Raw genomic sequence first — 13,150 nt, 5'->3', positions numbered from 1 at the left:
GGCAAATTGGTGGCCGTAAACCAGGGGCGGTAGCATAGCTAAAATATACACCGGTCTTAAATTGTACAATAATTATTTTCTATTGATATACTCAAAGGGCCCATTGGTTATTGGGTGAACAATTCGTCTGTCAATTGAAGAGGAGTAATTATGAGAAAATTCATGTTTTCTGTTATTTCCCTGATGCTACTGCCGCTATATTCGCAGACAACATCTGCTGCTGAACTCAGCAAAGGGGAAACAGTGGCGGCAGTGGTCGGTACCAGCGGCGCAATATTAGCCGCAGGTCTGATTGCTGTAGGTAACGATGATAGTAATGGTAACAGCAACACTAACACCTCAACTACCACCACAACCTCACGCTAATAAGTCACTTAATTATAACCACACATCCGTGTGGTTATTTTCCCACATGATAATAAAGATATAGGGAATCACTTGTGCGCTATTCCTTATTGTTCCTCTGCCTCTTGTTACAAGCGTGTTCCCCCTCGCAAAACAGTCTGGTTGATACTTTTCAGGTTGCCATTAAAGGGCCGCAGGATGTTGTGGTGCCAACCCAAAGAATTGCCGCTATCCCTTATGGCAGCATTTATTTAAAACTGCCTACGTCTGCGCAAATCTTTGTGGTCGGCTATCTCCAGGATGGCTTTGAAAAATGGAGTACCGGCGACCAGGTCGTATTTATTACCCAAAATGGTCGCCTGGTTCGGTCGACCGGTTATTTGCAAGGGGATCTGCTGGAAGTCACCAATCTGCAACAAGACCCGCTGTTGCATGCAACAAATTTACGTGAAGGGGCGGGCTGGACAAGTCTGATGCGCTGGACGGAGAACCGGCAGCCATTGTCATCCGTTGTGACATCCCGTTTCAGCCGTCAGGGTGACGAAACCCTGACACTTCCCGGAAGAGTTGTCGCCTGTCAGGTGTGGCGCGAGGATGTGACGCTTGAGGCCACGGGTGACCGCTGGCAAAACACTTTCTGGGTAGATCCGCAAAGTGGATTAGTGCTCAAGAGCAATCAGAGGTTGGGAGCAGATATGCCGGTGAGTATGACATTGCTCAAACCTGCCAATGCGGGGATCCCACCAGCATGAAAATAAATACGCTTTTATTCATTTTTAGCGCCTTGCCGGGGATGGCATTTTCCGAGGGCAACGTGGCCGTTTACACCAGCGCCTCTCAGGGGCAGCCTGCCCAGGTACTCAGCCATATTAAAGATATGCGCCAGATGATGGCGGAGTCCGACCTGATCCGCCAATCCTGGTCGCCCGGCACCGTAATTGCTGTGCCTGCCGCAACGCCTGAGGCGCAGCAACAGTATCTGTACATGCAGAACCAGCTCAAGGCCTGGCGTGCCACGGAGAGTGGCGATACGCAGCAGACCATTAACCGCGTCATTCAGCAATTGCAGGGGTTGCGGGTTACCGGTCGTCAGTTTACCCCGATGGATGCGGATTTGATCCTCAACAACAATGCCGCTAACCGCCAGTTACAGGGGGATTATCGCGTCTATACCGCAACGCGTCCCGACAGCGTGTTGTTGCTGGGGGCGGTGAGTGGGGCGGGAAAACAGCCGTGGGTTGCAGGACGTACGATTCGTGAATATCTCGCAGACCATCAATTTCTTTCTGGTGCCAATCTGAATGAAGCCGTGGTGATTGATCCCAATGGAACCATCCGGGTCGCGCCGGTCGCCTACTGGAATTATCGCCACGCTGAAGCCCAGCCGGGCAGTATCATTTGGGTCGGTTTTTCTGACTGGACGCTGCCGCGCCAGTTTAAAAACCTTAATCAGCACATCGTCTCTGTTTTGGCGCACCGGATCCCTGAATGATGAAACCAAAATATCTTCTCAGCCTGCTTGCTGTGTCCGTGGTTTACGCTAATTCCGTCCGTGCGCAAACGTATGATGAACCCCTTGGTCCTTCACAGTCCGATTTCGGCGGCGCGGGACTTTTACAAACACCGACGGCGCGGGTCCCCAAAGAAGGGGAGTTCAGTGCCAACTACCGCGATAATGATGCCTACCGTTTTTATTCGGTCTCGATGGCGTTGTTTCCCTGGCTGGAGACCACGTTGCGTTATACCGACGTGCGTGACCGGCTTTACAGTAGCGATCCAAACTTCAGCGGCAATCAAACCTATAAAGACAAGTCTTTCGATGTGAAATTAAGACTGTGGGAAGAGGGCTACTATCTTCCGCAGGTCGCGTTGGGCAAGCGCGATATCGGCGGCACGGGGTTGTTTGACAGTGAATATATGGTCGCCAGTAAAGCGGCCGGACCGCTAGATTTCACGCTGGGGGTAGGCTGGGGTTATATCGGCAACAGCGGCAATATCACGAACCCTTTCTGCAAAGCCAGCGATAAATATTGTACCCGCGCGCAAAGCCATTCCACCGGCGATATTTCACTCAATGATATGTTCCGCGGGCCCGCGGGGGTATTCGGCGGCGTGGAGTATCAGACCCCCTGGCAGCCGTTGCGCCTGAAGATGGAATACGATGGTAATAACTACCGCGATGATTTTGCCGGGGCACTAAAACAGAACAGTAAGTTTAACTTCGGTGCTGTTTATCGCCTGGCCAGCTGGATGGATGTCAACGCCAGCTACGAGCGTGGCAATACCTTTATGTTCGGGTTTACCCTGCGCAGTAACATGAACGATTGGGTTCCTCATCAGATTGATGATCCGGTTCCTGCCTATCAGCCGCAGCCGCAAAGTGCGGGAATGGTTAATTACAGCGTCGCGACCGGGCAACTGGCCCAACTGAAAGGCAATGCCGGGTTTAGCGAACCGCGTATCGACATCCGTGACGACACCCTCAACGTTACGGGTCAGCAGGATAAATATCGTAATACGTCCAAAGGCGTAGAGCGTGCCAATCTCATCATGCTGAATAATCTGCCGGAGAATGTCGACACACTGGATGTTACCCAAAACCGCTTTGGTATGCCGATGGTCACCACACGTACCCGCGTGGCGAGCCTGCGTCAGCAGCAACAGGGTTATCCGCTGGGGCAGGAACAGTCCCTGAACCAGCAACGGATTGAACCGGTCACAGACGTCGGTCAGGGATTCTTTATCGGCAAGGACCGGTTTAATTACAGCCTGTCGCCGGTATTAAGACAATCCGTCGGCGGCCCTGAAAACTTTTATATGTATCAGATCGGGGTGCTGGCGGATGCCAACTACTGGCTGACAGATCATCTGCTTGTCGATGGCGGCGTGTTTGGCAACGTTGCCAATAACTACGATAAGTTCCGCTATGACGGCGTCAGTAATGACTCTTCTCTGCCACGCGTACGAACGCATATCCGTGAATACGTTCAGAACGATGTCTATGTGAATAACCTGCAAGCCAACTACTTCCGTTATCTGGGCAACGGTTTCTACGGACAGCTTTATGGCGGTTATCTGGAGATGATGTACGGCGGCGTCGGGGGCGAAGTGCTCTACCGGCCACTGGATTCTGACTGGGCACTGGGTATTGATGCCAACTATGTCAAACAGCGCGACTGGGACGACATGATGCGCTTCACTAACTACAAGGCCGCAACCGGCAACCTGACAGCCTACTGGCGGCCGGCATTTATGGATGATGTGCTGGTGAAAATGAGTGTCGGGCAATATCTGGCTAAAGACAAAGGCGGCACGTTGGATCTCTCCAAACGCTTTGACAGCGGTGTCACCGTGGGAGCCTATGCGACGCTGACGAATGTCTCTAAACAGGAATACGGTGAAGGCTCCTTTACTAAAGGCTTCTACATCTCTGTTCCGCTGGACTTACTGACTGTCAAACCGACACGTAGCACGCCAGTGGTCAGCTGGACACCACTGACGCGTGATGGTGGCCAGATGCTGGGCAGACAGTACGGCTTGTACGGTATTACTTCAGACAGAGATACGCCGCAGTTGCCTTAATGAAAGGTTGTGTCTGACTGCAACAGTCAGGCACCTACAAAATGACTTATTTATTATTTTTCTGATATGTCAGCATGTCAGGGGACAGTTAATGAAGTCAATTATTATAAGCCTATTAACCTGATTGCCTCAGGTAATAATTATTTTTTGATACTTGTTGTGAGGGAAATATGACATTTCTCACCAGAAATTTTTACTCAAGCCTGTTTCTTGCTCTTTCTGATTTCGTCAGTTTCACCCTGTCGATTTATGTCGCAAAAATATTACTGAGCTTCATGCTCAAAGAGTTTGATGACTATATTCCTGCCCAACATGTTACTGCCCTGGTTTTATTACACTGGACGCTGGCATTTTGTTGTGTTGGCTGGTTCTGCATGCGCTTGCGGCATTATTACTACCGCAAAACCTTCTGGTTTGAACTGAAAGAAATTTTACGCACGCTGGTCATTTTTGCCGTTATTGAGATCGCGGTAATGGCTTTCGCGGAGTGGAATTTTTCCCGTTATATGTGGATCCTCACCTGGCTGTTGGTGCTGATATTTGTACCTTGTGCCCGCATGATGACTAAGCGTGTATTAACGGTTCTGGGTATCTGGCAACGCGATGCCATTATTATTGGTACCGGTAAAAATGCTCACGAGGCTTACAAAGCGATTCAAAGCGAAAAGAATCTCGGGCTGAACGTCACCGGATTTATTTCCAGCGAACTGACTGACAAGCCGGGGGACAGCATTGATGGCATTCCGATCATATTCTGCGATGACCTGTGGTTATTAACGCCGTGCGACAAGAAAACCCAGTTTATTGTCGCCGTGGAAGCACACCAGAGCGATATCCGTAACTACTGGTTGCGGGTGTTTATGATCCACGGTTACCGTTATGTCTCGGTGATCCCGACCCTGCGCGGCATGCCGCTCGACAGTACGGATATGTCGTTTATTTTCAGCCACGAAGTGATGATCTTACGTGTTCATCAGAATCTGGCGAAATGGTCATCACGCTTCCTGAAACGTGCTTTCGATATTGTGGCTTCACTGGGGATTATTGCCATATTGTCTCCGCTGCTGCTGTATATCAGCTTCAAAGTGAGGAAAGATGGCGGCCCGGCAATTTATGGCCATGAGCGTATTGGTAAAGGCGGCCGTCCTTTCAAATGTCTTAAATTCCGCTCAATGGTAATCAATTCCAAGGAAGTGCTTGAGCAATTGCTGGCAAATAACCCGGAAGCACGCGCCGAGTGGGATGAGACATTTAAGCTGAAAAACGATCCACGTATTACGCGCATCGGACATTTATTGCGTAAAACCAGCATGGATGAATTGCCGCAGTTATTTAATGTATTAAAAGGAGAGATGAGCCTTGTTGGTCCGAGGCCTATTATTAACGCTGAACTGGAGCGTTACAGTGATGAGGTGGATTATTACTTGCTGAGCAAACCGGGAATGACCGGATTATGGCAGGTGAGTGGTCGCAGTGATGTGGATTACGAGACCCGCGTCTATCTTGACGCCTGGTATGTAAAAAACTGGTCGATGTGGAATGACATCGCCATCTTGTTTAAAACAGTAAGTGTTGTGCTTAGAAAAGACGGTGCTTATTAACAGTCATTTAAATAATGCATCACCCTCATGTATTGGCTGCTAGTTATTAGCGTCATGGCCAACATCAATTTCTGTTGAACCACATGATATGGATTTTATGAAAAATAAAACGTTTAAGATTTCTGCATTATTCGGAGCTTTGTTACTGAGCGGATGTACGGTTATTCCAGGGCAGTCGTTAAGTACCATGGACAAAGATGTTGTTCAACCTACTGATAGCAATTATGACATTGATAAATTAGTTAACGTGTATCCGATGACGCCCGGCCTGATCGATCAGCTGCGCCCTGACAGCGTTCAGGCACGGCCAAATCCTCAGCTGGATATACAACTGCAAAACTACCAATACCGTATTGGGGTTGGTGATGTGCTGATGGTTACCGTCTGGGATCACCCGGAACTGACCACGCCAGCCGGGCAATACCGCAGTGCCAGTGATACAGGGAACTGGGTCAATGCCGACGGGACAATTTTCTATCCTTATATCGGGAAACTGAAAGTCACCGGAAAAACTGTCAGTGAAGTACGTCAGGAGATCAGCAGCCGTCTGGCGACGTACATTGAAAGTCCGCAGGTTGACGTCAGTATTGCGGCATTCCGTTCGCAGAAAATTTATACCACCGGTGAAGTCATCAAGTCCGGACAACAGCCTATTACCAATATTCCGCTTACCGTGATTGATGCCATTAATGCCGCAGGGGGTTTAGCGCCTGATGCTGACTGGCGTAACGTGGTGCTCAATCACAACGGTCAGGATACCCAGATTTCTCTTCAGGCCCTGATGCAGAAAGGTGACCTTACACAGAACCGCTTGCTTTATCCTGGCGATATTCTGTTTGTGCCACGAAATGATGATCTGAAAGTCTTTGTTATGGGCGAAGTCACCAAACAGAGCACGTTGAAAATGGACCGTAGCGGGATGACTCTCGCCGAGGCGTTAGGGAATTCGGAGGGGATTGCCCAAAGTATGGCGGATGCTTCCGGTATATTTGTTATTCGCCCGCTGAAGGGAAGCCAGAAAGGCAAAATCGCCAACATTTATCAGCTGAATGCCAAAGATGCCTCTTCTATGGTGATGAGTACAGAATTCCAGCTCCAGCCTTACGATATCGTTTATGTCACCACTGCGCCGATTGTTCGCTGGAATCGTGTCATTTCCCAGATTGTTCCGACCATTACGGGAGTGCATGACATGATTGAAGCGGGACGCTTTGTACGGCAATGGAATCCATAATGTTTGACTCAATATTAATTGTCTGTACGGGAAATATCTGTCGCTCTCCGATTGCGGAGAGGCTGTTAAGGCGATTATTACCGGACAAGAAAATAGACTCGGCTGGAATGGCTGCTTTGGTTGGTCACTCTGCAGATGAGGGGGCGATTGTGGCAGCCGGGAGACATCAGCTGTTACTTGATAACCACCGGGCGACTCAATTTACTTCTGCGCTCGGGCGTCAGTATGAACTTATTTTAGTCATGGAAAAATTCCATCAAGAGCAGATTAGTCGTATCTCCCCTGAGGCCCGCGGAAAGATAATGTTGCTGGGCCACTGGCTTGGGCAGAGGGAGATTCCGGATCCTTACCGTAAGAGTCAGGAAGCCTTTGAGTCTGTTTACCGATTAATTGATCAGGCGTGTCAATCCTGGCTGCAAAAGCTGAACGGATAACTTCATCAGGGAAACTACGTATGTCTCCAGTAATTTCGAAAACCCCCGCTTCACCAGATTCAGACGAAATCGACCTGGGTCGTTTGATTGGTGAGATCATTGATCACCGTAAACTTATTATTATCATCACATCCGTATTTACGGTGCTGGCTATTATATATGTTCTTTTTGCCACGCCTATTTATCAGGCTGATGCATTGATCCAGGTGGAACAGAAACAAGGGAATGCGATTCTTGAAAGTCTGAGCCAGGTATTACCTGATTCTCAGCCACAATCCGCACCGGAAATTGCTTTATTACAATCACGGATGATTTTAGGCAAAACAGTGGATGACCTGAATCTGCAAGCTGTGGTTAAACAGAAGTATTTCCCGGTGTTTGGACGTGGATGGGCGAGGATCACCGGAGAGGTACCTGGCAAGCTTAAGATTACTCGCTTGTATTTACCCGCAGGTGGCGGTGATATACCAAAAATCACGATTAAGGTAATTGATAATAACAACTACCTGGTTGAAGGCGATGGTTTTGAAATCAAAGGAACAGTTGGAAATCTTCTTAATGAGAAAGGGATTTCCTTATTGGTAAATGATATTCAAAGCGTACCAGGTACCCAATTTGACGTGTATTATCTGTCCAGGCTAAGAGCAATTAATGATTTACTCGATGCTTTCAGTGTAAATGACCAGGGTAAGGACACGGGTATTCTGAATCTTTCGCTGAATGGTGATAATCAGGAACTTATTGCTGCCACCCTGAACAGCATTAGCCAAAATTACCTCGATCAAAATATTGCGCGTCAGGCTGCTCAGGATGCCAAAAGCCTTGATTTTCTTGAACGCCAACTTCCTCAGGTGCGTACTGACCTTAATGCGTCAGAAGATGCATTGAATACCTATCGCAGGCAGAAAGACTCGGTAGACCTGTCGCTTGAGGCAAAATCTGTGCTGGATCAAATCGTCAACGTCGAAAGTCAGTTAAATGAACTGACTTTCCGTGAAGCGGAAATTTCGCAGCTCTACACTAAAGACCACCCGACATATAAAGCGCTTCTTGAGAAACGTCAGACGTTGCTTAAAGAGAGGGATCGGCTAAATAAAAGTGTTTCTGCCATGCCAGGGACACAACAAGAAGTTGCCAGATTGAGCCGGGATGCAGAATCTAACCGTGCAATTTATATGCAGTTACTTAATCGTCAGCAGGAACTGAGTATTGCAAAATCCAGTGCAATAGGAAATGTGAGGATAATTGACTCAGCCGTCACTGAACCTAAAGCGGTGAAACCTAAAAAGGTATTGATTGTATTAATTGGCCTTATTCTTGGGGCGTTGGTTTCTATTAGTCTGGTGTTTATGCGCGTATTCTTGCGGAAAGGTATTGATTCACCGGAGCAACTGGAAGAAAAAGGAATCAATGTTTATGCAAGCATACCGTTATCAGAATGGCTGACTAAGAAAGGTAAATTCGGTAAAAACCAATCGTCTAAAACGAAGCGAAGCGGACCACAAACTAACTTTCTTGCGGTGGAGAACTCAGCCGATCTCGCTATAGAAGCTATACGCAGTCTGCGTACGAGCTTGCATTTCGCGATGATGGAGGCGAAAAATAACGTCCTTATGATATCAGGGCCGAGCCAGAGTGCTGGTAAAACATTTATAAGCAGTAATCTGGCTGCGGTAATTGCTCAAGCTAATAAGAAAGTTCTTTTAATTGATGCAGACATGCGAAGAGGCTATTCTCATAAACTGTTTAAGGTCGGTTTGGATAACGGACTTTCAGCTGTTTTATCCGGGAAAATCAATCAGGAATCAGCGCCTGTAAACATACCTGCAGTGGGTATCGATTTTATATCCCGTGGGGAAATACCGCCTAATCCAGCTGAACTCTTGATGCATCCGCGTTTCGAAGCACTACTGAACTGGGCTTCGAAAAATTATGAACTCGTTATTGTGGATACACCACCCATTCTGGCAGTTACAGACGCCGCTATTATAGGTCGTTATGTGGGAACAACATTATTAGTAGCCCGATTTGAGATGAATACCGTCAAAGAGGTTGAGGTCAGCATCAGGCGCTTTGAGCAAAGCGGTATTTTGGTTAAGGGTTGTATCATCAACAGTGTCATTAAAAAAGCTAGCAGTTATTATGGTTATGGCTATAGCAATTATGGCTATGAATATTCAGATAATAAGTGACTTGCATATTACTGACGTAAATTAACCACTAAAGTTTACCTAATTTAAATCTAAACATGACAACGAAAACTCTGAAAGAACGTACTATTTCTGGTCTCATCTGGAATGCGGTAGAAAGGTTTATGGTTCAGGGGGGGCAATTTATTATCCGCATAATGATTGCAAGGATGATTACCCCTTCAGAGTACGGTTTGGTAGGAATGGTTGCTGTCTTTCTGGTTCTTTCTGATGTGATCATTAATGGCGGTTTTTCACAGGCATTGATACAGAAAAAAGACCGTACAGATTTAGATTATTCAACTGTTTTTTACATAAACTTTTCTCTGGGGATGTTGATATATGTCTTACTCTATTATTTTGCCCCGGAGATTTCACATTTTTACAAAGATGAGCGTTTAATTGATGTAATAAGACTTATATCAGTGAGTATTGTTATAAAATCTTTGAGTGTGGTACAAATCGCAAAGTTGAGTATTGAGCTAAATTTTCGGTTGAAAACGCTTGTCAATTTCTGGGCGGTGCTGATTAGTGGAGTGTTCGCCATTTACCTTGCTTACAACGGGTATGGAGTATATTCACTGGTATACCAGGCAATCAGCTACTCAGCAATTGTCACGGTATTGATGTTTATTGTATCGAAATGGCGACCAAAACTAGAGTTCTCAATTTCAAGAACAAAAGAACTATTTAACTTTGGTTCTAAAGTTTTTTTGGCAGGACTGGCTGGTGTATTATCCGATAATTCATATTCAATTTTGATTGGCCGCCTTTTTACAAGTAAAGAAGTTGGGTTTTATGCTCAGGGGCGTAATCTGCCAGATCTCTTGTCCGTCAACCTGTTCAATGTATTACAAGGGGTGTTATTTCCTGTTATGGCAGCGGCTCAAGATGACCGAGCGCGGTTGCTTAAGATCTATAAAAAAAGTTTGGATATGACAGCCTTTATTGTGCTTCCTTGTATGGTTGGCCTGGTTGTGATTGCAGAGCCTTTTGTTAGATTATTTCTTACCGATAAATGGTTACCTTCTGTATTCATCATACAGTGGTTAGCACTTTCTCGTATGATCATTCCTCTCGGGGCCATTAATGCTAATCTCCTTAATGCAATTGGTCGTTCAGACCTATATTTGAAAATAGATCTCATAAAGTTACCTCTGACGATATTAGGGTTATTTATTTCTGCCCCATTTGGCCTTAAATATATGGTAATTAGTAATTTCATTATCTCAATTTTCTATTTTTTTATAAATGCATATTACCCTGGAAAACTCTTCGGGTATGGTGCGTTTAGGCAACTCAAGGATATGTCATTAGTTTTCATAGCCACCTTATCTATGTTTTTAGCAACCTATTTTTTTACGATTGATGGTGGATTTATTGACATAATTACTAAGTTCTTTATCGGTGCACTTGTGTATTTGGTTCTTTGCGCAGTCTTAAAGGTTAATGCGTTTTGGGAAGTGCTTGCATATGCCAAAGGTAAAATTATTAAAAACAAACAAGCAGGTGGTTTGTAATGAGGAAGATATTAGTACTTACAAATGAATTTTACCCATTCAAAGGCGGAATAGGTCGATATTGCGAGGAGCTAATCAACGTTATTAAAAATGACAATCTGGTAACACTTATAGCGCCCGAATATAACGCTACACTTAAGGATAGTGAGTTGAGCCATGGAATTACCTTGGATTTATTTTCTGGTGGACAGTTTAAATATTGGCACCTTCCTAGATTAATAAAAAAAGTCATTTCAGTAGACTTCAGAAAGTATGACTATGTCTTAGTAGCAGACTGGCCATTTTGGGTAGCAATTCAATGCATTAATATGTTGAGAATCCAAAATAAGATTCAGTTCAATCTTATGCTACATGGAAGTGAAGTCTTAAACTTAAAAAATGGCAAGGCATCTATATTTGCTAAGTCTCTGAATTTATTCTCAGGTATTAAAACTATTTTTACTAATAGTAATTATACAAAACGAATTTTATTAGAAAATCATGCGGTTCCAGGTAATATCCCCGTGGTTGTAACCTATCTTGGCGTTTCACAGGATTCAAACCTCAGTAACGAAAACTACATTGATAACATCAACTCAAAGCAGTTCAATGTACTTACTGTTGGGAGACTTGATGACAGAAAAGGTTACGATTATGTGATTGAATCATTAGGTTTAATCCCCCCTGATATTCGGAGAGAGATTCATTATACCGTGGTTGGGAATGGCAGTGATGAATATAAAAATAAATTAAAGGATTTGGCAAGGAAAAAACAGGTTAATCTAGATATACGGACTGGGGTAGATGATAAAGAACTCGAAAATATTTATAAAAATAATAAGGTTTTTATACTTGCTGCAAAACATAGTAATAAGAAAATAGAAGGTTTTGGCCTCGTTTTTCTCGAAGCAGCAAAATATGGCGTTCCCTCTATTGCTACTGATGTCGGTGCTATAAGCGAAGTAGTGCTAAATAATCATACAGGCTTGGTGGTGAAAGAAAGTATTAATGAAATTTCAGCGGCGATTTTGAAGCTTTATAATGAAAGGCAAACACTTGCTAGATTAAGCAATAATTGCATTGTTGAGGTTAAGAAATTTACCTGGTCAAAACTTGCCGATTTAACATTGAACGATTTTAGTGGAGAGGATTACCATGAAAAAAGAAAAGGTATTGTACGTTGATACTTGCCAAGATGTGGCAGGTGGTCAAAGAAGCCTGATAGCACTCTTAGAAAAAATAAGTGATAAAGTTGAATTCGATATCCTGATAGACAGTGATAATAGTAAATATAAGAATGAGTTATTAAAGTCCGGCATAAAAGAAAATAATATTTGTTACATAGACAGTAAGCCATTGAATTCGCGACTCTTAGGTGGCGTAAATTTGATGCTCAAAACATTTAATAAAAGTAAAAGTTACTCCATAGCCCATTGTAATACTTTTTATGATGGTTTGTTTGCGATGCCTTCCTTCAGAATTCGAGGAAAAAAAACAGTGTTCAGAGCTCGTTGTGGTATAGAATTATCTGATCATGGTTTTGTTGATAATATCATATATCGGCTTTCTACCGTAATATTGGCAAATTCTGAGTATGTAAAAAGTACATTTGTAAGAGTGTCGGATTCATTATCAAAGGTTAAAGTCATATACAACCCATTAGACTTGAAATTTCTTAGAAAATCAGATGGTGAAAGTATAAATAATACAAAAAGTGATAATGACTATGTGATAGCCGTTATAGGTGCAATTACAGAAGTTAAAAATCAGATGGAAGTATTAAAAGCTTTTGCACTGATGAACGACCATTCTGTAAAACTTCGTTTTATTGGTGAACCAAGAAGTTCCGAGAAAGATAAAAACTATTATAAAGAAATACAGCTGTATACTCAGGAACACAATCTTCAGGATCGCGTAGAATTCACAGGATTTATCTCCGACGTCCGGGATCAGTTGCAAGATGTTGATTTGGTTTGTGTCCCGTCGGATCGTGAGCCACTAGGGCGAGTTATCTTCGAAACACAACTTTATGAAATCCCTGTTTTAGCATCAAATTCTGGGGGGAATGTAGAATTAATTGAGGATAATGTCACAGGTTATCTCTATGAGTTAGGAAATATTGAGCAACTTTCTGAGAAGTTAAAACTCGTAAAAAATGATCACGCAAGAATAATAGCCAGTGCCAGGAGTTTTATAATCAGTAGGTTTTCTCCAGAACAAACTTATCTCGCTGAACTAAATTTATATACTGATCTTATAAAATGAT

The 13,150-nt window shown here is 44.3% G+C and carries 11 protein-coding genes; all 11 read left to right on the top strand.

Annotated elements, in window-relative coordinates:
• Positions 1–150: 150 nt before the first annotated feature.
• The 11 genes from M2403_RS11945 to M2403_RS11895 all read left to right on the top strand — a co-directional run bounded on the left by M2403_RS11945 (position 151) and on the right by M2403_RS11895 (position 13,149).
• Positions 151–366, top strand: coding sequence for a hypothetical protein (locus M2403_RS11945; RefSeq protein WP_152327709.1), 216 nt, complete (start codon positions 151–153; stop codon positions 364–366).
• Between the two features lie 74 nt (positions 367–440).
• Positions 441–1,097 (top strand): YjbF family lipoprotein, encoded by a 657-nt coding sequence (locus M2403_RS11940; protein WP_259229272.1) that lies wholly within the window; start codon positions 441–443, stop codon positions 1,095–1,097.
• Entirely contained in the window at positions 1,094–1,837 is a 744-nt protein-coding gene (locus M2403_RS11935; RefSeq protein ID WP_259229271.1) for a capsule biosynthesis GfcC family protein, read from the top strand. Before M2403_RS11940 ends, M2403_RS11935 begins: the two co-directional genes overlap by 4 nt.
• Positions 1,837–3,927, top strand: a complete 2,091-nt coding sequence (locus M2403_RS11930) for a YjbH domain-containing protein (protein WP_259229626.1) — start codon at positions 1,837–1,839, stop codon at positions 3,925–3,927. The genes M2403_RS11935 and M2403_RS11930 overlap by 1 nt, the downstream gene beginning before the upstream one ends.
• Before the next feature lie 170 nt (positions 3,928–4,097).
• Positions 4,098–5,528, top strand: coding sequence for an undecaprenyl-phosphate galactose phosphotransferase WbaP (gene wbaP / locus M2403_RS11925; RefSeq protein ID WP_165059114.1), 1,431 nt, complete (start codon positions 4,098–4,100; stop codon positions 5,526–5,528).
• 97 nt (positions 5,529–5,625) lie between these two features.
• Positions 5,626–6,762, top strand: coding sequence for a polysaccharide export protein (locus tag M2403_RS11920; protein WP_259229270.1), 1,137 nt, complete (start codon positions 5,626–5,628; stop codon positions 6,760–6,762).
• Positions 6,762–7,196, top strand: a complete 435-nt coding sequence (locus M2403_RS11915; RefSeq protein WP_310503634.1) for a protein tyrosine phosphatase — start codon at positions 6,762–6,764, stop codon at positions 7,194–7,196. Before M2403_RS11920 ends, M2403_RS11915 begins: the two co-directional genes overlap by 1 nt.
• 20 nt (positions 7,197–7,216) lie before the next feature.
• Positions 7,217–9,388, top strand: a complete 2,172-nt coding sequence (locus M2403_RS11910) for a polysaccharide biosynthesis tyrosine autokinase (RefSeq protein ID WP_259229268.1) — start codon at positions 7,217–7,219, stop codon at positions 9,386–9,388.
• A 56-nt stretch (positions 9,389–9,444) separates the two neighbouring features.
• On the top strand, positions 9,445–10,905 hold the full coding sequence (locus M2403_RS11905) for a lipopolysaccharide biosynthesis protein (protein ID WP_259229267.1): 1,461 nt from the start codon (positions 9,445–9,447) through the stop codon (positions 10,903–10,905).
• On the top strand, positions 10,905–12,068 hold the full coding sequence (locus tag M2403_RS11900; RefSeq protein ID WP_259229266.1) for a glycosyltransferase family 4 protein: 1,164 nt from the start codon (positions 10,905–10,907) through the stop codon (positions 12,066–12,068). Before M2403_RS11905 ends, M2403_RS11900 begins: the two co-directional genes overlap by 1 nt.
• Entirely contained in the window at positions 12,040–13,149 is a 1,110-nt protein-coding gene (locus tag M2403_RS11895; protein WP_259229265.1) for a glycosyltransferase, read from the top strand. The genes M2403_RS11900 and M2403_RS11895 overlap by 29 nt, the downstream gene beginning before the upstream one ends.
• The last annotated feature ends 1 nt before the right edge of the window (position 13,150 follow it).

Source organism: Rahnella sp. BIGb0603, from assembly GCF_024808755.1.
Classification (GTDB): Bacteria; Pseudomonadota; Gammaproteobacteria; order Enterobacterales; family Enterobacteriaceae; genus Rahnella; species Rahnella contaminans.
The sequence above is the reverse complement of the archived record's forward strand: the minus strand, read 5'-3'. Positions and strand labels throughout refer to the sequence as shown.